This is a genomic window from Silvibacterium sp. (assembly GCF_047605705.1).
Classification (GTDB): Bacteria; Acidobacteriota; Terriglobia; order Terriglobales; family Acidobacteriaceae; genus Silvibacterium.
The window spans coordinates 1-21309 of sequence record NZ_JASGFD010000068.1 but is presented as its reverse complement, the minus strand read 5'-3'; the positions used below and the strand labels follow the sequence as shown (position 1 = coordinate 21309).

Here is a 21309-nt window from a genome sequence, read left to right as displayed (position 1 = left end):
CTCGTCCTGCTGGCGCTCGCTCTGGCCTCGCGCATGTGCCTTACGCCGGTGGCGGGCTTCTACGGCGCGCTCATCCTGCTCACTTCGAGCGGCATCTTTCTCTTCTCGCACCTGCTTTATCCACACCTGCTGTGCACGCTGTGGATTACCGCGGCGATCTTCTATTTCTGGCGCTCGCTGCGCGCGCCCACGCTGCGCACGGCCATCGGCTTTGCGCTCAGCTGCGCTCTCGGCTCACTGACATTAGGCCTTGCCGGCGCGCTGCTGCCGGTGCTCATCGCGCTGCTGTTCCTTTTCTTCACCCGCGACTTCGCTCACCTGCGGAAGTGGCATCCGGCCGTGATCGTCGTGGTCTTCTGCGCGGCGGCGCTGCCGTGGCGCATCCTCGCGCACCATGCGAACCCGCATCATCCGTATCTCACCGCGCTGCCCCGACCCGCGGTGACGCCGCTGCTCCTCTTCTGGGACTTCCTGCTCTTCTGGATTGCGCCGTGGACCTTCTTCGCGCTGGCCGGGATCAGCCGGCTGCGGAAGAAGCATTTCGACCGCACAGCAAAGCGCGACTGCCGCCAGCAGGGATTGCTGCTGCTGGTGCTGTGGCTGGCGGTTGCGGTGCTGTGGTTCAGCATCTTTCAGCGGCATGAATACTCGATGCTGCCGGCGCTGCCGCCTTTCGCCATCCTTGCCGCAACCTGGCTCGCAGTCGAAGAGAATGCTCCTTCACGTTACGGCCGCATCGTGGCGTGGGTGCTGTTCGTGGCAGGCATGATCAAGGCCATCACCGCCGTGGTGCTCGGCCTGCGCGCGCCTTTTCCCGGCTTCGCCGTCGACATCGCCACACTGCTGAACCTGCACGCCGAGCAGCCGCACCAGTTCTTCGGCTATCTCGCCGACCTCACCTTTGCATCGATGGGAGCCTTCCGCATCCCGCTGCTGATCTTCGCGGCAGCCGTGGCTGTGGGCGTAACCGCGAACCTCATCCTGCGTCTCAAGGGCAAGGCACGGCTCGCGAACTGCTTCCTCGCCGGCATGATGGCCTTTGTGCTGATCGCCGCGCACATCGCGCTCAACACTTTCTCTCCGGTCTTCTCTTCGGCAATCCTCGCCGAAGCGATCAAGCCGGAAGTCGAACAAGGCGATGCCGTTGTCATCAACGGCCGCTATGAGGATGCTTCCGCGCTCGGCTTCTATCTCGGGCGGCCCATCCAAATTTTGTCGACGCCTGCCGGTGATCTCGCCCCAGGCTCGCTCGCCTCCGATGCGCCGCCGGTCTTCGTCGATCATGACGCGTTGGCCAAATTGTGGGATGGCCCGGGCCGCGTCTTCCTGTGGACCTCACCCGACTCACTTCCCGAGCTGCCGGGACAGAGTTACGTAATCGCACACGACGGCGGGCGGGAGATTGTGAGCAACGAACCGAACAATGGCGGGGCGGCGTTCTGAGCGGCAACGCGGTGAGTCGATAGTCACAAAACGGTTAGGGATAAAGCGGTCAGCGCACCATCGCCACTGGCCGCTTTTGCGACTGACAGCTAGCCCTTCATCCCTGACCGCTTTTCTACTCACCGCCTTACCCCTGCTTCATCAGCTTCCCATCCCGCAGCGTGAACTTATACCCGCGCCATGTCACCGTGTCGCTGGCGAAGCTCCACGTCCACACCCACACCTGCACCAGATCCCGCGCCGGCAGCAGCCACAGATCACGCAGCACCTGCCGGTCGCCGAGGATGCCGACGCCCATCGTCAGCGCGACCGTTACACGTACCAGCAGCGCAAGGCTGAGCAGCGCGAGGCTCGCCAGACTTGCGCCCTGCGTGACCACATTGGCCAGCGCCCACGGCAGCACGAAGGTGAAGAGCAGTCCGAAGTAGCCTGCCCTGCGCGAATCGCGGATGCCGCGCGCCCAGCGCAGCTGGTGATCCATGAAGCCGCGCAGATGGTAGGCGGGGACGGAGGTCTCGACGACCTCGTGGCTCAGCTCGACGGCATAGCCTGCCTGCGCGATGCGGAAGCCAAGCTCGTAGTCGTCGGCGAGGCAGTCGGCCAACGGCGCGAAGCCTCCGATGGCATCGAGCGCCGGACGCGAAACAGCCAGCGTCGAGCCGAGTCCGAAGCGAATCTCGCCATCGAGCAGCAACGCCGTGAGAACACCGGGGAAGAAATCGGTACTGATGCCGAGCGATTCGAGCTTCGAGCCAAATGTCTCGTGCGAGCGGCCGCGATAGGGCGCCGTCACCATACCCACGGTCTTCCCCTTGCGCGTGTGGGTGAATCCCTCGACGATGCGCTCGAGATAGCGCGGCGAGACGTGAATGTCGCTGTCGTTGATGAGGAGGTGATCGTAGCGAGCCTGTGCTGCAATCTGCGCCACGTTGCTGATTTTGCCGTTGAGCCCCAGCACCTCGGGGCAGAGCACGAGACGGATCGCCCGCTCGGGGAACTCAGCCTTCAGCCGCTCGACGGCAGCCACCGCGGGATCGTCGATGCTGGCCGCGCCGAAGAGGATTTCATATTCGCCCGCGTACTGCTGACGGCAATGGCTGGCGAAAGCCTCATACATCCCAGGGTCGAAGCCCTTCACCGGCTTGAGGATGCTGACCGGCGGCGCGAATCCCTCCGGCTTGCGCCGGCGGCGCATGAAATTGCGCGCGCCCCACAGCGCAACGATGGAGTAGAAGAGTCCCGCGAAGGTGAGGATGGTGGTGAGCGAGGCGACGACAGTGGCTAGCATCTAGAAACAGGGTATAGGGGATGGGGTGCAGGGTGTAGTGCCCTGCTCTGACCTTTATTCGACTGCGCGCAAATAGCCCGCCGGGGTCAGGGTTCGAATCCTCCCACCCAAGTGGAGCTTGGATGGGCACCCTGATTTCGCCTGTTGAGAGGCCACGGGTGCCGCACACCAGCCCGCGCAGGTCTATCCATCCCCTACACACTCGGTCTACTCGTACCGCAGCGCCTCGATCGGATCGAGCGTCGCGGCCTTCCATGCCGGATAGATACCGAAGATCAGCCCGATCGCCAGCGACACGGTAAAGCCGATGATGGCCCAGGTCGCGGACATGGTTGCAGGCAGGACGGAGATCAGCAGGCGGATGAGCAGCGTGATGATGGCTCCGCCGAGGATACCGATGATGCCGCCGATCGCGCAGAGCGTCGTGGCCTCAGTGGTGAACTGCACGAGGATGTTCCGCTTGGTCGCGCCCAATGCCTTGCGCACGCCGATCTCGCGCGTGCGTTCGGTGACTGACACGAGCATGATGTTCATCACGCCGACACCGCCGACCATCAGGCCTACGCTCGAGACCGCGACCATGAAGATGGCGAGCCCGCCGGTGAGCTCATTCCAGAGCCGCGCAATCGAGTCCGGGGCGAAGATCTCGAAGTTATCCGGCTGCCATACCTTTACCTTGCGGCGGCGGCGCAACAGCTCACGCAGCTCGTCTTCCACGAGCGAGCGGTTCTTCGGATCGTCATACTTCACACTCAGCCACAGGTCCTTGTCTTCCGGATGCAGCTTCTTGAAGGTGCGGAAGGGGAAGATGGCCTTGTTGTCCTCGGGATTGTCGCCGCCGCCGAAGGCCTGCTTCTGCTTGTCGACCACGCCGATGACGGTGAAGAGGTCGCCCTCGATCTCCACCTCTTTGCCGATGGCGTCACCGGTGCCAAAGAGCTTCTGCGCCGCGTCGTGCCCAAGAATGACGACATTCGAGGCGCGATCGTCCTCCTGCTGCGTAAAGAGGCGGCCCTGCGTGAAGACCAGGCTCGAGACATCCGCGATGGCCGTGGTGTCCCCTTCGAGCATGGTTCCCTGCGTTTTCTTGTTGCCGTACTTGATGCCGATCACACCGACCTGGAAGATCGGATTCACGTGGCGGACCCCAGCATTGGCCGCCGTCACATGCGGCAGAGTGCGCATCTCCATCGCATCTTCATAGGTCATTCTCTTGCGCGCCAGCATCTCCGTGGTGGGCTGCACGCCGATGACCGGCATGTGGTAGATCCACAGCACATTCGAGCCAAGCGAATCGACCCAGCTCTGCACGTTGTTGTTGAGGCCGCTGATGATCGACGAGATGGTGATGACCGTGACCACGCCGATGACGATACCGAGAATCGTAAGGCCGGAGCGGAGCTTGTTGGTGCGCACCGTCTCGAGCGCCATCCGGACTGACTCGCCTGTGCTTCCGAATTGCATAGCCTACATCTCCGATCGCAGCGCGACGATGGGGTCGAGCATGGCCGCCCGCCGCGCCGGATACACGCCAAAGAATACGCCGATGCTGCCCGAAACGATGACGGCCAGCAGCACGGACAGGATCGAAACTTCAGACGGGAAACCGACCAGCAGCGTGACCAGTTGGGCCACGCCCGCGCCGGCCACAATCCCGAGAATGCCGCCCAGCAGCGACATGGTGCCCGATTCGATAAGGAACTGCAGCAGGATGTCCCGGTAGCGCGCGCCCAGCGCCTTGCGCACGCCGATCTCGCGCGTCCGCTCGGTTACCGACACAAGCATGATGTTCATGATGACGATGCCGCCAACCACCAGCGAGATGGAGGCGACGCCGATGACCACAAACAGGAAGGTCGAGCTGATGCTCTTCCAAAGTCCGACGAAGGTCTCATTCGTCGAGAGCTCGAAGCTGTCCTCTGCTCCCGGCGCATCGTGGCGGCGCGAACGCAGCAGCACACGCGCTTCGTCGGAAGCAGTCTCGAGGACCGGGCCGACCGCACCCGCCTTCACGTAGATATCGACGCTGTCATTGGTGCCATAGGTGTGCTGGAAGGCGGTGATCGGCACGGCGACGTAGTTATCCTGGCTTGCGCCGAGAGTCTTGCCCTGCCGCTCGCCCACGCCGATGATCGTGTACGGCTCGCCGTCCACCCGGATTTCCTTGCCCAGCGGATCGCCGTTCGGCATCAGGTTGTCCACGATGTCGTAACCGACGATGGCGACGCGGGTGCCGTAGTCCTGATCGGCAGGAACAAAGCTGCGGCCCAGCGCGATATTGATGTTCGAGATCTGCGGCATGTTCCACGTCCAGCCGCGGATGTCCGTGTTGTTGCTCGAATGGTTGCCGTAGACGACCTTACCGCTGTTGTTGAGCAGCGCCCCGACGCTCTGGCAGGTGTGGCACTGGGTAGCGATGGCCTTGTAATCGTCGAGGGTAAGCTTCTTGCGCTTCTGGTACTTCTGCCACTGCTCGTAACTGAAGATGACCGGCGACTGCTTGGTCAGCGTAAAGACATCCGCGCCATAGCCATAGACCTTGGTGGCGACGAATTTGTTCACGCCGTTGGTAAGCGTCATAACGGCGATGACGGACGAAACGCCAATGACCACGCCGATGAGCGTGAGGATTGAGCGCAGCTTGTTGGCCCAGAGCGACTGCAGGGCCATTTTCATCGCTTCTTTAAAATTCATCCCGCCATCCGCAGATTTCTGTTGCTGTGTCCGATCCCGGGCCTTTTCCGGGTAGAAGCAGTGTAGCAACGGAGGCAAAGCCGTTTTCGGGCACGCTCCGCCCATGCCCTGACAGCAGGATACGCAGCCGCAGCCCCGCCGGTTCCCCGGCCATGGTTGAATAAAAGAGAAGGAAGAATCGATGCCTCTGAACTGCGGAATTGTCGGACTGCCGAACGTCGGCAAAAGCACCATTTTCAATGCACTCACCTCGGCCAAGGCCCAGGCGGCCAACTACCCCTTCTGCACCATCGACCCGAATACCGGCGTCGTCAGCGTTCCCGATGAGCGCCTGCAGAAGATCGCCGACCTGATCGTGCCCAAGAGCCTGGTCCCCACCACGATGGAGTTCATCGACATCGCCGGCCTGGTGGCAGGCGCCTCCAAGGGTGAAGGTCTCGGCAACCAGTTTCTCGGCCATATCCGCGCCACGGACGCCATTGCCCACGTCGTCCGCTGCTTCGAGGACGATGAGGTCATCCACGTGGCCGGCGGCGTGAATCCGCTGAGCGACATGGACGTGATCAACACGGAGCTGATGCTCGCCGACCTCGACACCGTGGAGAAGCGGCGCACCCGCACCGAACGCGCCGCCAAGAGCCAGGACGCGAAGGCCAAGGCCGAGCTCGAAGTACTCGACAAGCTGCTCGAAGCGCTGAATGCCGGCCGCCCGGCGCGCACCGTCGACCTGACGCCGGAAGAGAAGCTGATCTCCCGCGAGCTTTTCCTGATCACCGCCAAGCCGCAGCTCTATGTCGCGAATGTCGACGAAGCCGCGCTGGCGAATGGCAACGCCCACACCGAGGCCGTCGAAAAGCGCGCCAAGGAGGAAGGCGCGCAGGTCGTCCGCATCTGCGGCGCAATGGAGAGCGAAATCGCACTGCTTGAACCCGAGGAGCGCGCCGAATTCCTGGCCGATATGGGCCTCAAGGAGCCCGGCCTCAACCGCCTCATCCACGCCGCCTACGCGCTGCTCGACCTGATCACGTACTTCACGGCCGGTGTGCAGGAGGTCCGGGCATGGACCATCCGCCGCGGCACCAAGGCTCCTGGCGCGGCTGGCGTTATCCACTCGGACTTCGAGCGCGGCTTCATCAAGGCCGATTGCTACGCCTCCGACGACCTCTTCGCGCTGGGCAGCGAACAGGCGGTAAAGGAAAAGGGCCTGCTGCGCTCCGAAGGCAAGGAGTACGTGGTGAAGGACGGCGACATCCTGTTCTTCAAGTTCAACGTCTAGCCCGTTTCAGGTTACGAACGGGTCCCCATGCAGCATCGAAAGGCGTCCGAATTCGCTTCGGACGCCTTTTTGCGCGCTAGAATGACAGCAAGCCGGGGAGGACCGCGCCGTGCAAGCCACGTTGACGATCATGATTCCGACGCTGGTGGTGTTGATCGGCATCCTGCTGAATCGACAGGATTATGCCCGGCTGGATGCGAAGATCGACTCCAAGATCAACGGCATCGACAACAAGATCGACAGCAAAGTTGACGGACTCAGGGCTGACCTCACTGCCCAGATCAACGAACTCCGCGACGACATCAAAGAGTTTTACCGCACGCTGGGCCAGCATGATGCGCGGCTCGACGCCCTAGAGCGCCAGCGTAAAGCTTAAGCAGGACCGTCAGCGTAAGACCTCACCCTGATCTTCCGGGACAAGGCCTTCGCCATAAGATCCAACAGCCTACCAGCGAATCGTAACCGTTTTAGTTACATATGCATCCCCGCCGGGGAAACTTACGCTCAGCGGAGAGACACCATTCTTCTCCTCGCCGATTGTCCCCTCTTCGCTGGTCAGCTTCAGCTTCGGCGCGTTCGCGCGCAGGTCGATCTGCTGCGTGGTGCCGCCCCATGCGGCGAGCGTCAGCGTCAGCGCGCGGCCACTGTATTCCTGGTCGATCACCTTCATCTGCCGCGTCTGGTCGCCGAAAGGCGGCAGTTCGGAATGAATGCCGGCCTCGACGGCGGGCAACGGCAGCGTGATCGTCGAGCCCAGGCTCTTCGCGCCCGGAACCGGCGAGGTCAGCTTCATGCCCGCCTCACCCGTCGCCGTTACCACCAACGATTGCCCGCGACGCGTGAAGTTGAGATCGAACTTGCCCTGGCCGAAGGGCAGGTTGCGCAGCGTTACGTGGTCCCACGATGCGGGTAGCTGCGGCGCGACGGAGAGCGAAGACTCCGGCACATTCCAGCTGAGCCCGAACATGCCGCGCAGGATCGGCGAGATGACCATGGCCGAAGACCAGAGCTGGTGCGCCGTGCTGCGTCCAAGCACCTGGTAGAACTGGCCGGAGAGTAGCTCAGTCGTCGCGCCCAGGTCCTGCGCGTAGGTGAGGTTCGCGTTCTGCATCAGGTGCGCGTAGCCCGAGAGCGGCCGCCCGGCACGGTACTCCGCCACAGACACCCAACCGGTGAAGAGCGGCCACACCGAACCCTGGTGGTAGCTGATGGGGTCGTAGAACGGGGTCTTCTCGCTCAGAATGCGCGTGCCCCAGTCGGTCGAAAACTCCGACGAGGCCCAGCGGTTCAGCATCGACTTCGGCTGCGCGAGCGAGGCCGTCCCATCCCACCACGCGACGGACGGGAAAATGGTTGCGGTGTTATCCGTTGTGCCGTCGGCATTGCGGCTGAAGGCGTAGAACTGCTGGTCGGGCAGGTAGTAGTCCTTCTCGATGACCGCGCGAATCCTCCCGGCGCGGTCTCGCGCCTGCGACGCCAGGTCGCTGTGGCCGGTGGCATCGGCCAGCCGCGCGAAGGCGAGGCTTGCCTGCTCATCCATCGCAGCCATGTAGATTTCCTGCTCGGGCATCGTCGGCACCCAGCCCGACTGGCCATCCGTACGCGCGCGCAGCCATGACTCCACCCAACCGGTGCCCTGGCTGTTATTGGCAATGCCGTCAGCCGAGTCGTGCCCGGTCTGAAAGCCCCAGGCCTTGACGATCTGATCCCAGTGCGTGCGGATGAACTCCGTGTCGCCGCTGATATTCAGATAGTCGTTCATCGCCATGGGCAGCAGCTCGGTAGCATCGGCTGCCGCGTACTCGTAAGGCATGGACTTCCAATCCACCAGCGTGGCCGACTGCGACCACTCGTGCATGATCTTGCCGTCGTCGCGCTGGCGGTGGAGCAGGAACTCGATCTCTTCCTTCGTCGTGTCAAAGCCGCCATAGCTGTTCACCGCGTAGAGCGTCCACAGCGCGTCGCGCCCGAAGAACCATCCGAAGCCCGGTCTGGCCGCGCCGCCCGAGTCTACAAAGCCCGCAGTCAGAGCCTGCTCCTTGCCGTCGATGGTGACGACGCGCAGCTGGTCGATGGCCACCGCGGCCCATGAGAATGCCGCGTTCAGGCTGGCGTCGGGCGAGTCGAGCGAGGCATGGTCGTTGACCAGCTTCTGATAGTAGTCGGCGTTCGCGCGATAGTCGGCCTCGGCAGAGGCGTCCATCGCAGCGAGCTTCGCATGCATCGCCACGTCACTGGTGTTGGAGTCGCCGTTGCCCACAGCCATCAGCAGCGGATAGAGCCTGTCCGTATCTGTCTTCGGCTCGAAGTGCAGCACGAACTGCACCGGCCACTCGGCGGCGCGCTCCTGGTAGGGCGGCAGAATGCCGGGCTCGGCGCCGGGGATGGCCAGCGCCGCTGCATGCTCGGACGTTGTGCCATGCAGAACGTAGAAGCCGGAACCGCCCTCGGTCGGAATCCACGCAGCCGATGGCTTGTCGTCATAGGGCGCGGGCCACGCGCGCTGCATTTCCGTATCGAAGCTGAAGGTCAGCGTCATGGGCCGCACCGCTTCGATCTGGAAATAGACAGTCACCGCCGCATCGGCTTTCGAGCTCTTCGGCGCGACCATGATCTGCCGGACGGTGAAGTTCGCATGCGAGTAAGTGATGATGGTGCGATCCGGCTGCACATCGATGCCCGAGACATGGTCGTTCACATCGATCGGCACGCGATAGTCCTGCATATCGGCCTGGATGCGCATGTTCTCGAAGATCTTCCATGGAAAGATCCATGCTTCGAATTTGCCATCCTGCTCGCCGAGGATGGCTCCGCGCGGACCCAGCACGGACATGGGCTTCTCCGCGACAACCTCTCGCCGGATGGAAAGCGGATTCGCCGGAGTCGTGCGCACAAAATTAGGCAGCGGCGGAATGGAGGACATCTGGCCAAACGCAACAGGAGAACCAATCGCAGCGGCAAGGAACAGGGAACGCGGAATGAATGCTTTTGCTCTCGGCATGAAATTCACCTATTGCCAGCTTACGGCGCAAAACGCCGGGATAACGAAGTCCGCGCGAATCATACAGTGCCTTCGCTGATGCCGTCATCGCGCAACGCCCGCAAACACAAGCGGCTACAGCCATAGATGCTGTAGCCGCCGATGTTGTTCGTCTCGCGATTGCTGCTGTTTCGTTCCCTACTTCGGCATCGCCTGCTGGCCGGTGATGGAGAAGGTCGTCGAAACGCCCTTGCCCTCTTCCGGCTGCTGGCCGCCGACGAAGATGCTGTAATCGCCGGCATTCACGCTGCGAACACCTTGATCGTCCACCTGGCTGAGCTGGCGCGGCGCGAGCTTGAACTCGACGCGGCGGCTCTGGCCCGGCGCAAGGTGAATGCGCTGGAAGCCCTCGAGCGAGTGAATCGGCGAGACATCGGTCTTCGGCGGCGTGAGATAGAGCTCGGCGACTTCATCGCCTTCGCGGCTGCCCGTGTTCTTCACCTCGGCCGAAACCGTCAGCGTGTCTCCAGCGCTGAGCTTATCGGTCGAGAGCCTGATCCCCGAGTAGGCGAAGTGCGTGTAGCTGAGGCCGTAGCCGAAGCCGTACAGCGGCTTTCCGGTGAAGTACCGATAGGTGCGGTTCTTCATCGAGTAATCATCGAAAGGCGGCAGCTGATCGACCGAGGTGTAGAAGGTCAGCGGCAGGCGTCCTGCGGGATTGTTTTTTCCATCCAGGGTCTCGGCGATTGCCTGACCTCCAGCTTCACCGGGATACCACGCTTCCAGGATCGCCTTGGCATGCTCCTGCGCCCAGTTCACAGCGAGAGCGCTGCCGTTGAGCATCACCACCACAAGAGGCTTGCCGGTCGCGCCAAGCGCCTCGAGCAGATCCTTCTGATCCTTGGGCAGGCCAAGATCGGTGCGATCGCCACCGGCAAAGCCGTTCACATGCACCTTCAGCTCTTCGCCTTCGAGGTTCGAGGTGAGGCCGACAACGGCGACCACGACATCAGACTTCTCCGCGACCTTCACTGCCTGGTCGAGCAGCACCTTGGCGGGCGGCTCCCAGGTAAGCGTGAGACCCGCGCCAAAGATCTGCGTGGTGTGCGTGTACTCAATCTCAATCGAGTGCGGCTTCGTGTCTGCGAACTTCATCAGGAAGTTCGGCGTGTGGCTCTCCTCGTCCTCTTCGGTCTCACCCGAGGCGTAGGAGGCGACTTCCTTTCCGTCCAGCTTGACCACGTAATGCTTGTGATCGCCGCAGGGATAGCAGCTCGCGAGCCAGATGCCGAAGATGTAATCGCCCGGCGCAGGCGCGGTGATGGTGCCACTCCAGCGAACCGAGAATGCCTTACCGGAGATGCCGTCGACCGGATGCTTCACACCGTTCCAGTCGAAATCAATCTGCGGATCGACGCGCGTCACCAGCGGCTTGCCGGAGAGATCGGTCGAGGTGAAGTATTCGGCCTTGAGGCCCTCTTCGTGCGAGACCGCCGAAGGATGGAAGAGCGTGCGCGGAGCGGGCACGGCCAGGCCTTCCACATAGCTCGAACCCTGCGCGTAGACGACCTGTGCACCATGGAATTCGTCGCGGATGCCATCGAGCGGCAGCACCGGGTGCGAAGGCTCACCGTTATAGTTGCCCTCGAGCGCGAGCAGCGACGCGGCATTCGGGCCGACGACGGCGATCGTCTTGCCTGCTGGCTTGAGCGGCAGGAAGCTGTCTTCATTCTTTAACAAGACAATCGATTCGCGCGCGGTACGCAGAGCGAGGGCGCGATGCGCCAGCGAATCATCCTCGGTGTAGGGAATCTTGTTATAGGCAACATCCGCCGCGGGATCGAACATGCCCAGCTTAAAGCGCGCGGTGAAATCGCGCTTCACCGCCGTATCGATGGCCGACTCCGGCACCAGGCCGTCCTTCACCGCTTTGGTCAGGACGTTATAGGTAGTACCGCAGTTCAGGTCCATGCCCGCCAGCAGCGCCGAGGCCGAAGCGTGCTCGGCATCCGGCGAGTAGTGCGAGCCGTAGTCCATGAAAAAGTCGTCGACCGCGCCGCAATCAGAAGTGACGTAGCCCTTAAAGCCCCAGTCGCCACGCAGCTTCTTCTCGAGCATCGTCTTGTTCGCGCAGGCCGGATCGCCATCGATCTCGTTGTACGAGCACATGATCGATTCGGCCTTGCCCTCGGTGATGGCCATGCGGAAAGCGGGTAGATAGGTGTCTTCGAGATCGTGCGCCGAAGGCTGGGCATTGAACTTGTGGCGCGTCGGCTCCGGACCGCTGTGCACGGCGAAGTGCTTAGGCGTGGCCACCGTCTTCAGATATTTCGGATCGTCGCCCTGCAGGCCGTGAATGAAGGATACGCCGAGGCTGCCGGTGAGGAAGGGATCCTCGCCGTAAGTCTCCTGGCCGCGGCCCCAGCGGGGATCGCGAAAGATGTTGATGTTCGGTGACCAGACCGTCAGTCCGAAGTAGATGCTGTGCACGTCGTCGCGCATGGCCTGGTTGTACTTGGCGCGCGCCTCGGTCGAAACGGTGGAGCCGATCTGGCCGAGCAGCGGCGTGTCCCACGTGGCGGCCATGCCCACGGCCTGCGGAAAGACGGTCGCATAGCCCGAGCGCGCGATGCCGTGCAGCCCTTCGTTCCACCAGTCATACTGCGCAATGCCGAGCTCCGGAATGGCAGGCGCGCCATTCACCATCTGCCCGACCTTCTGCTCCAGCGTCATGCGCCCCACCAGGTCATCCACGCGCTGCTGCACCGGCAGCTTCGGATTCTGATAGGCAGGCGTCTCCTGGGCCCAGGCCCCCGTACAACTAAGCAGAGCAAGGCCGAGCACAGCCCCGCCCCAATGCAACGACTTTGACTTCATCGCGATCCCTTCGCTGTTCTCTTTGTCCGCGCAGAGGCCGCGCGGCCTGACCAGACCCGTCCTTGACCGGACAAGTCTACGCCCGTGCGCTTCCGCTATGCGCCGGGCGAATTAAATCGATTTTACGTGGAAGAAGAGCAGAATCCGGGTGCGAACCGGGCAAATGTCTTACGGCTCGTTACCGGTGCGGGGCGTGGACTTGTAACTGACCTGCTGGCGGAACTGGCGGTTGCCGGTATCCTCGTGCGTCGTCCAGGTGCCGAGCAGCCGGTAGTAGCCGTTCTCGGTCCGCGTCGTCTCCGGATCGCCGCGCTCGATCGCGCCTTCGAAGGAAAACCAGTGTCCGTGAATTTTCTTCGTCGAGAAGGTGATGCGATGGCCGTCGACGGTCGCATCGGTGAAGAAGAAGGTCACCGGAACGTCCTTGTCGCTGCTGCCCTCATCTCCCAGCTTCGTCACATAGCCGCTGATGCGGTTGCCCTCGAGCGTGATTTCGACCGTGGAGCCGTTGTTGTCGAGTATGTATTCGCCGGAGGCATCGTCGGGCAGGGTGGAGACACCGGACTTTGCTTTCACAGCAGGACTGGGTTTCGTAGTCGAGGCGGCGTCAGAGCTGGTGTCGCGATGCTTCAGCGCGGGATCGGCATCCTGCGCTAGCGCAGGGCGGCCGCTGATCGCCGCCATCCCCGCCGCCAGCACCATCGCCGCCCATACCATCCCGCGCCGCATCGTTTTCTCCTGCTCCTGCGTGTTACTGCGCCTCGCTCGCCTTACGCGGCCGTTCGAACTCATCGCCCGGCTGCCACTCGACGCTCTGCTTCATCGCCGAAGCCTGCCACCCCAGTATGAACCCGAAGCGCGCCAGCTTGGCGTTGCCGCGGAAGTCCATCGCGTCCGTGTATTCGTCGCTGGGCTGGTGATAGCGATGCTCGTTATAGTCCTTGGCCTGCGCCTCGCCCCACGCCGCGTCATGCCCTTCGAAGTGCGTACCCTGGTCGATCGAGAACGCCGGAACGCCCACGCGCGCAAAGCTGAAGTGGTCCGAACGATAGTAGGAGCCGGCCTGCGGGAAGTGATCCGGATTGATGGCAAGGTCGAAGGCCTTCGCCGTCGCCTCGAGTGTCGGATAAAAGGTCGTGCGCTCCGCGCCACCGGCTTCGATATCGAGCGGCACACCGATCGGGTTGATCATGTCGAAGTTCAGATCGAGCGAGATGTCCTTCGCGGGCACCGGAGGATGCATGCCAAGGAACTGCGAGCCGAGCAGGCCCTGCTCTTCCGCCGTGACGGCCGCGAAGTACACGCCGTGTGGCGGACGCACCGAGGAGTCGGCGTAGGCACGCGCCAACTCCAGCAGAATGCCGCAACCGGTGCCGTTATCGCCCGCGCCGTTGAAAATATTGTCGCCCTTCATCGCCGGATTGATACCGAGATGATCGTAATGCGCGGTGTAGATGACGGCCTGCTTCGGCGCAGCATCCGCACCCGGAGCCTCGGCGATTACATTGTTCGAGATGTAATGCCGCACACGGCTGGCGACATGCGCCTTGAGGCGGACCGGCAGCTCAAACGGCGTGAAGCCCGGCTTGCCCGCAGCCTCGATCTCCTGGTCAGCGTCCTTGCCTGCAAGGGCAAAGAGCTTCTTCGCGACGTCCAGCTGGATCCAGCTGGCAGCACGCAGCGTCGCGGCAGGATCGCCCGCGAGATACGACTTCTCCACCGACTGCGAATTCTGCACCACCTCCCAACCGTAGCTGGCGAGGTCGGTGCGATGAATAATGAGCACGCCGAGCGCGCCCTTGCGCGCAGCCTCTTCGTATTTATAGGTCCAGCGACCGTAGTAGGTGAGCGCCTTGCCCTTGAAAAACTTCTCGTCGGTCGAAGGCGGCTCGTTCACGATGACGAGCAGGATCTTGCCCTTTACATCGACGCCCTTGTAGTCGTCCCACTTGTACTCGGGCGCGTCGATGCCGTAGCCGACGAAGACGATCGGCGCATCGAGATCGGCCGACTCCTGGCCGGTCTGATCCTTGGTCACCCAGTCGCTGCCGTAGTTGAGCGCGAGCGGCGTGCCGGAGTTCGGCACCAGGCTCGCCTTCGTCGCGTCTTCCTCAGTATGCACAGCGTAGAGCGGCACTTTCTGGAAATACGTGCCGTTCTCGCCCGCAGGCTTGAGGCCATCAAGCGCGAACTCCGTCGCGATGTACTTTGCCGCGATGTCTCCCCCGCGCAGGCCAGGGCCACGGCCTTCGAGCAAGTCATCGGCGAGGAAGCGCACATGCGCGCGAATCTTTTCAGGATCAATCGAGGCCGCGGCCTGCCGCGCCGCCGCCGGAACACCTGCAATTTCAGGCACCGTTGCCTGCTGCGCCACTGCCGGCATTGTCAAAGCCAGCGCTCCTGCTACCAGTATCAGCTTGCTCTTCATCGCGCTCCCATAAATTGATCAGTATCAGTTACAGATGTCTTAAGGTCCGCATGTTGTTTCGGAAAAGCGCCCAGTTTGCGCAGCACCTTGCGCGCAAGGCCGGTCAGCGCCACCTCATGCAGCGCGGATACGGCGAACCAGCGCGTGGCGCTCGCATCGCCGGGCAACGCCATATCTCCCGCTTCGGACAAATCGTAAATGCCAACGGTGTAATTTGTAACCGTGATGGCATGTTTCACCTCGAGCACGCGAAGGCCTTCGGGCGCAGCGCCCGCATCAAGCGGAGGCAGCTCCCACATGCCCGGCATCAGCGATGCGTCCTTCGGACGCTGCGACAGCAGCACGCGGCCTCGCCTGCGTGCGAAGGCATAGGAAACGGACTTGCTCTGCATCTTCTTGCGCTCGCCGATCACGTGCTCGCCGCGCGTGGCGCACAGCGGCTGCACCGGGCACTGCAAGCACAGCGGTCCGCGCGGCAGGCAGATGGTCGCGCCCAGCTCCATCATGGCCTGGTTGTAATCGCCCGGCCTCGCGGTATCGAGAAACTCCACCGCGGCCTCGCGCAACCGCGCGGCTGGCGCATTCGTCTCATCCCAGCCCTGGATGCGCATCAGCACGCGCTCTACGTTGCCGTCGACCGCGGCCGCGGCCTCGCCAAAGGCGATGCTGGCCACCGCCGCGCTGGTGTAGGCGCCGATGCCCGGCAGATCGCGAAGTCCCTCGGCCGTGCGCGGCATCACACCGCCGAGCTCCGCGTGTACCTTCTGCGCTGCGCGATGCAGCATGCGCGCGCGGCGATAATAGCCAAGACCGGACCACATCGCCAGGACCTCGTCCTCACTCGCCAGAGCGAGCGAAGCAAGCGTGGGAAATCTCCCCATGAAACGCGCATAATGCTCGATCACCGCCGCGACCCGCGTCTGCTGCAGCATGATCTCCGAAACCCAGATGGCATAAGGATCGCGCGTGCGCCGCCACGGCAGGTCGCGCGCATGCGCATCGAACCACGCCAGCAGCATCTGCCGGAAATCGCGCCTTTGATTCTGGATTCGAGCCGGGGAAGGCATAGAGCGATTGTACGGCGTGCTTTTCCGCCTAACGGCATAAACCGTGAACCCGCGGCCAGCCGCGCGCGTATCCTCGTGCGTACCATCGCACTGCGGAGGACAGGCATGAGCCGCACATTTGGATTGAAGATCGCCCTCGGCGTTGTCGGCGTGCTCTTTCTCGCGCTCGCCTACCCCATGGTGGAGTTCCTCGCGCAGGAACCGGCGCTCTCCATGATGATGAGCCTCTATGTCGCGCTCGGCGTTTTCCTGCTGCTGGCCATCCGCGATCCAGCCGCGCACCGCAGCCTCATTGCCTTCACCGCCTGGTCAAGCCTTGCGCACGCCGTGGTGATGGGCTACCAGGCGCTGCGCGGCATGGTCATGCGCGGCGAACTGATCGGCGTGGGCGTGCTGATCGTCATCTGGATTGCACTTGTTCTCCTTAGACCCCGCGACGTCAGAGCATAGAAACGCAGGTGCCCCGTACAGGCCGTCCTTGGGAGAGAGTCAGAGGCGTAAGTAGGCCTCCGCGACTTCGTGCGAGCCCACATCGCGAACGGCACGAGATATGGGACACCCAGTCGGAAGCGCGATACAGCACGGGCAAAGAAAAAGGCCACCTCTTTCGAGGCGGCCTTTCAGGTCTTGCGGGCGAAGCCCGCGTGTCACTGGACGGCTGGAACTAGTCGCCCATCACCGGCTCTTCAGGCTGGGCCTTCGGAGCGGGCTTGATGGAGTCGAGCGAGACCAGGCCTTCGACCGGCTTCTCGCCGAGCACGTGCTCGCGATACAGCTTGGCCATCTTGGCGTTCTCGGCATCCTGCTTCAGCTTCGCATCACGGGCGCGGATCTTCTCTTCGCGGGCGTTCTTGGCGATGCCCAGCTTGTCGAAGGTGTCGTTCGCGGCCGAATCGACGTGCTCCTGGTTCAGGACCAGCTTGTTCTTGTTCTCGGTGCTGGTCATGCCGACCTTCTTACCACCGGCGAAGATCTCGTGACGGCCATGCTCGTCGTACCACTTGGTGAGCGTGGAGGTCATGTGCATCTTCTCGATGATGTTGCGCCAGCCGACACCCGTGTTGTACGCGCAGAAGCTGATTTCGCCTTCCTGCGTCGCGTAGGGGATGATGCACTGCTCGGTACGGCGGAAGTCGTAGTTGAACAGATCCTGGAACCACATGCCTGCGATGAACAGGAAGTTCCAGCGATCGGCGCGACGCTGTTCGATGTCGGCCATGGTACGGTCGCCCTTGACCGAACCGTACTTGCGGTTCGTGGCACCGAAGCACTTGTCGAACTTCTGCAGCAGGTCGAGGATGCGGAAGTGCGTGGGCGACTTGGTCGGGTCGTAGTTGCGCAGCAGCGCGAGCGTCACACCGACGATCGAGAGGAACTTGCCGCGGGCCGCGTCGTTGACCTTCGCGACGTCCTTGGCGAGCTGCTCGGCGTTGAGGAAGGCGGTCACGGGGACGGCTTCCTTGGTTTCCTTATCGATCATCAGCGCCATGCCGATGCCGCAGTTCGGGTGGCATCCGCAGGAGAGCTGACCCCAGTCCTTGTCCGGTCCGTGAACCAGATCGGCCCAGTCGGAGAAGGTGGACATGAAGCTGATCGGGAACCAGTCGCGGGTCGGTACGCCGAGGCCGGTCTGGTTCTTGACGTCGTGCGCCATGTGCGAGAGCGTGTAGCGCTGCGCGTGACGGCGCTCGTCGCTGATCTCTTCGTCGCGGCCGGTGAACGAAACCGGCTGGAAGCTCAGGAAGCTGATCGTCTTCGGGTTGTCGAGCGCGAAGTTGATGATGCGGCCGACCTGCTCGTTGTTGATGCCGTTGATGATGGTGGTCACCGGAACGATGTCCACACCGGCCTCGTGCAGGTTCTGGATGGCCTGGACGCGAACGTCAAACAGGTTGCCGACCTTGCGGTGCGAGTTGGCGGCGTTGCCGATACCGTCGAACTGCAGGTAGGCGTAACGCAGACCCGCCTCAGCAGCGGCCTTGCAGAATTCCTTCGACTTCGCGAACTCGATACCGTTGGTCGCGGCCTGGACGGAGTTGTAACCGACCTTGCGGGCGTAGGCAACGGCGTCGAGGAAGTAGGGGGAGAGCGTCGGCTCGCCGCCCGAGAACTGGACCGACATCTGGCGACGCGGCTTGATGGTGATCGCGTTGTCCAGCATGGTCTTGATCTCTTCCCACGTCAGCTCGTGGACGAAGCCAACCTGGTTGGCGTCCATGAAGCAGGGGTCGCACATCATGTTGCAACGATTGGTCAGATCGATGGTCAGAACCGAGCCGCGGCCGTGCGTGACGGTCGAGGTGCCGTGGTCGTGCAGCTTCTCATCGTTGTGCGCCTTGATGTCGCGACCGGGGAAAACCTCTTCCAGGTGCTTCATGAAGGCAGGATCGATGGACATGACGTCTTCGAAGTGACCGTGCTTGGGGCAGTCCTTGACCATCAGGATCTTGCCATCGCGCTCGATGATCTGCGCCTTGATCTCGCCGACCTTCTCGTTCAGCAGAATCTCGTGGGGCAGCTTGCCGTCGATGATCTGCTGACGGATCTCGGGAACGCATTTCGGACAGAGCGAATCGGTCGTACGCGGCCAGCCGAGGGGAGGCTTTTCCTTCTGCCACGACTTGAGCAGGGGCTTGTCCGACCACTTGGGCGTGAACGACGGGTTCTGCTTGATGCTGTTCAGCTTCTCGAAGATGGTCCAGGTAGCCTGGGCTGCAATCGTGACTGCCCGCTCGGCGTATTTGACGGCTTTCGACATGAAGTTAATCTCCTGTTGCTCGTCTCTACCGCCGGCCCCGGCAGGGGGATAGGGCGGGTAAAACAGAACTACAAAAACAGATAATTTGCGGAAATTACGCGGATTGCGCCGGTCCCCGGACATGACTCGGCCCGGGAGACCTTTTCCATGCTTAGCATAGCCCTCCCGGGGCGGGGTTCGAACGGGATGGTATCGAATGGGGAAAATCCACAGCCGGACGGGGATTCCGCCCCCCGAACGGGGGCAGGTTTGGCTGGACGGTCACCAAAGCGTCCCGAAACCGTCCAAATAAATGGCTTGCCGGGCGGAAACCGCTTCCGAACGGGCAGCAGCCCGGGTCGAAGCGCCTGCCAGGAACCGTTCCGGGTACGTCCCGGACGATGGCAAAGGCTGCGACGCCGTGATTCCGTTGCAGTTAGTATTGTTCTTTTGGAGGTCTTCCCGCACCGATGTTCCGCTTCTTCGCGTCCCGCACCCCGCTGTCCGCCTTCCGCATGGCCCTGTTCGCGCTCGCCGGAGCGGCCCTGCTGGTCCCCGCCGCCCAGGCGCAGAACATCCTCAAGAACTCCTCGGCCGCCGTGAGCGGGTTCGCCCAGCTCACCCCGACCACCACCGGGGAAGGCATCACCGACCGGCCGACCAAGTCCTTCGGCGCGCAGGGCTCGTTCCGCAAGAGCTACCACTGGTGGGAGGGCTGGGAAGCCAGCTACAACTACACCCGCTTCGCGGAGTACTACACGAACCAGGCCTACAGCTACCAGCACAACATGCACGAGTTCGGCGGCTCCTATCTGCTCCAGGCACCCACCGGGTTCCTCGGCTTCCGGCCCTTCGCCCTCGGCGGCATCAGCGCGGTGGTCTTTTCGCCCTCGCTCAACGGCGGCCAGAATGTCTCCTGGCAGGCGCGCACCGGTCTGAACTTCGCCGGCGGCTTCGACAAGTCCCTGCTGACGGATCACTTCGGCGTGCGCGTCCAGTATCGCGGCGTCTTCTATAAGACTCCCGACTTCGGCGAGACCGCGCTGACCACCGGTACCAGCCGCGTCACCTCCGAGCCCATGGCCGGCGTCTTCCTCAAGTTCTAAGGCGTAATTCCATCCGCAAAAAGCCCTGCACATGTGCAGGGCTTTTTGCTTTTCCAGGCAAAACGGTCAGTTGGCGTCGGGCTTGTCGATGTGGGTCACCACCACGGTCTGGACCGGGATTGTGATGGGCTCCAGCTTCAGACCGAGCTTCTGGAAGTCCCATACGTCGTTCGGGCTGGCCTCCGCGGCCTGCGCCCCTTCGAGAAGCTTCGGCAGGCTGAAGTCGTAAGCGCCCGTCAGTCCGGTGCGATCGACCACCGCCGCTCCCACGAAGCCATACAACTGGTTTGCGAATGCGGCCATGGTGACATGCACATATTGCACCTGCGGATTTGATGTGCCCCGTGTGAACGGAACAAGGAATCCGCCTCCGACCATCGGCACCTTAATCGGCAGGTCGGGCATGGCCGCCGAAGCCTCTTTCACCTCTTTACGGTTGATGCCCTTCTTATCGAGCACCAGCGCGTACCCGCGGATAGTGCCCGGTTCCCGGCGTATCTGCAGCCCACAGCGTTCGGCCAGCGCCGCCCGCAGCATCGACTGCAGCATCGGGTTGCCAGCCATGGAAGCCGGATCCGCTCTATAGCGCTGCCACTCTGCAACATCTGCCGCTGCGACCTTGCCGGTAAAGTCATAGCGCGTCTTCCAGACCCAGTCGGGCGCGCCAACCAGCTCGCTCCTGACCTGCTGCCTGATAGGGAAATACGCGTTAAGGATAGTGGCTGCCAACGGCGCGCCCGTGGCCCGATAGCCATCCGGCCCCACCCCCATGGCAAAGCCACCGTCTGAGCTGGGCCGGATCGAGACCACATCGAAGGTCCAGTGCCTGACGGCAGAACTTGCAGGATTCGCCTTGGCTTCGGCAGAAGACTGCGCGAGCAGTTCCGCAGACGGCGGAAGCATATAGGCCAGAACAAACGCGAAGACAGCGACAACCGAGCGACCGCGGATCATTGCGCCTCTTCCTGCTGCAAGCGATGAAAGCGTTCCATGCGGATAGACGGAGGTCCGGGGAAAAAGTCGGGAGATGAATCGCAGGTGATATCGCAAACATCTCTCACTCCAACCCCGGAAGCGGCGCGATGCGGCAGAATTTGCGCGATTTTACAGCCGTCCCCCGCTCAACTAGGCTTTTACTAACAGTTCAACTGAGGTACTTGCATGCCACCCTATCGTTCCAGGACAACTACCCACGGCCGCAACATGGCGGGCGCCCGCAGCCTCTGGCGCGCCACCGGAATGAAGGACGGAGATTTCGGTAAGCCGATCATTGCCGTCGCCAACAGCTTCACGCAGTTCGTCCCGGGACACGTCCACCTGAAAGACCTGGGCCAGCTGGTGGCCCGCGAGATCGAAGCGGCCGGCGGCGTCGCCAAGGAGTTCAACACCATCGCCGTCGATGACGGCATCGCC

16 protein-coding genes are annotated in these 21309 nt (G+C 62.6%); 6 read left to right on the top strand and 10 right to left on the bottom strand.

Annotated features, from left to right (window positions below):
- The coding region (locus tag QM649_RS18145) for a hypothetical protein (RefSeq protein WP_415200487.1) at positions 1–1443 on the top strand (1443 nt) is incomplete at its 5' end.
- 127 nt (positions 1444–1570) lie between these two features.
- On the opposite strand, the gene hpnI is transcribed toward QM649_RS18145, so the two are convergent.
- The 3 genes from hpnI to QM649_RS18130 form a co-directional block, all read right to left on the bottom strand.
- Positions 1571–2731: a bacteriohopanetetrol glucosamine biosynthesis glycosyltransferase HpnI gene (gene hpnI, locus QM649_RS18140; protein WP_415200486.1), complete on the bottom strand. Its 1161-nt coding sequence runs from the start codon at positions 2729–2731 to the stop codon at positions 1571–1573.
- 207 nt (positions 2732–2938) lie between these two features.
- Entirely contained in the window at positions 2939–4195 is a 1257-nt protein-coding gene (locus tag QM649_RS18135; protein ID WP_415200485.1) for an ABC transporter permease, read from the bottom strand.
- Between the two features lie 3 nt (positions 4196–4198).
- Positions 4199–5425 (bottom strand): ABC transporter permease, encoded by a 1227-nt coding sequence (locus QM649_RS18130; protein WP_415200484.1) that lies wholly within the window; start codon positions 5423–5425, stop codon positions 4199–4201.
- 181 nt (positions 5426–5606) lie between these two features.
- Here QM649_RS18130 and ychF point away from each other — a divergent pair, with 181 nt between their 5' ends.
- Both ychF and QM649_RS18120 read left to right on the top strand, forming a co-directional pair.
- The gene (gene ychF, locus QM649_RS18125; RefSeq protein ID WP_415200483.1) at positions 5607–6701 is read left to right on the top strand and encodes a redox-regulated ATPase YchF; all 1095 of its coding nucleotides are present in this window, start codon (positions 5607–5609) and stop codon (positions 6699–6701) included.
- A 109-nt stretch (positions 6702–6810) separates the two neighbouring features.
- The gene (locus QM649_RS18120) at positions 6811–7077 is read left to right on the top strand and encodes a hypothetical protein (protein WP_415200482.1); all 267 of its coding nucleotides are present in this window, start codon (positions 6811–6813) and stop codon (positions 7075–7077) included.
- A gap of 69 nt (positions 7078–7146) precedes the next feature.
- On the opposite strand, the gene QM649_RS18115 is transcribed toward QM649_RS18120, so the two are convergent.
- The 5 genes from QM649_RS18115 to QM649_RS18095 all read right to left on the bottom strand — a co-directional run bounded on the left by QM649_RS18115 (position 7147) and on the right by QM649_RS18095 (position 16005).
- On the bottom strand, positions 7147–9702 hold the full coding sequence (locus tag QM649_RS18115; RefSeq protein WP_415200481.1) for an amylo-alpha-1,6-glucosidase: 2556 nt from the start codon (positions 9700–9702) through the stop codon (positions 7147–7149).
- A gap of 177 nt (positions 9703–9879) precedes the next feature.
- On the bottom strand, positions 9880–12558 hold the full coding sequence (locus tag QM649_RS18110) for a glycoside hydrolase family 3 C-terminal domain-containing protein (protein WP_415200480.1): 2679 nt from the start codon (positions 12556–12558) through the stop codon (positions 9880–9882).
- 168 nt (positions 12559–12726) lie between these two features.
- Positions 12727–13287: a hypothetical protein gene (locus QM649_RS18105; RefSeq protein WP_415200479.1), complete on the bottom strand. Its 561-nt coding sequence runs from the start codon at positions 13285–13287 to the stop codon at positions 12727–12729.
- 22 nt (positions 13288–13309) lie between these two features.
- Positions 13310–14986: a M28 family peptidase gene (locus tag QM649_RS18100; RefSeq protein ID WP_415200478.1), complete on the bottom strand. Its 1677-nt coding sequence runs from the start codon at positions 14984–14986 to the stop codon at positions 13310–13312.
- Complete coding sequence (locus QM649_RS18095; RefSeq protein ID WP_415200477.1) at positions 14983–16005, bottom strand: A/G-specific adenine glycosylase; 1023 nt, start codon at positions 16003–16005, stop codon at positions 14983–14985. Before QM649_RS18095 ends, QM649_RS18100 begins: the two co-directional genes overlap by 4 nt.
- A gap of 153 nt (positions 16006–16158) precedes the next feature.
- On the opposite strand from QM649_RS18095, the gene QM649_RS18090 reads away from it, so the two are divergent.
- Positions 16159–16503 carry a DUF6632 domain-containing protein gene (locus tag QM649_RS18090; protein WP_415200476.1) on the top strand — a complete coding sequence of 115 codons (345 nt, stop codon included), beginning with the start codon at positions 16159–16161 and terminating at the stop codon, positions 16501–16503.
- A gap of 214 nt (positions 16504–16717) precedes the next feature.
- Here the strand turns inward: QM649_RS18090 and QM649_RS18085 are convergent, their stop codons facing one another.
- Complete coding sequence (locus tag QM649_RS18085) at positions 16718–18811, bottom strand: radical SAM protein (protein ID WP_415200475.1); 2094 nt, start codon at positions 18809–18811, stop codon at positions 16718–16720.
- Between the two features lie 449 nt (positions 18812–19260).
- Between QM649_RS18085 and QM649_RS18080 the strand changes: the two genes are divergently transcribed.
- Positions 19261–19896, top strand: a complete 636-nt coding sequence (locus QM649_RS18080) for a hypothetical protein (protein WP_415200474.1) — start codon at positions 19261–19263, stop codon at positions 19894–19896.
- 66 nt (positions 19897–19962) lie between these two features.
- Here the strand turns inward: QM649_RS18080 and QM649_RS18075 are convergent, their stop codons facing one another.
- A complete protein-coding gene (locus tag QM649_RS18075; RefSeq protein WP_415200473.1) occupies positions 19963–20850 on the bottom strand; it encodes a TIGR03435 family protein in 888 nt (295 codons plus the stop codon).
- A gap of 207 nt (positions 20851–21057) precedes the next feature.
- Here QM649_RS18075 and QM649_RS18070 point away from each other — a divergent pair.
- Positions 21058–21309: dihydroxy-acid dehydratase (locus QM649_RS18070; protein ID WP_415200472.1), on the top strand; the 252-nt coding region annotated here is incomplete at its 3' end.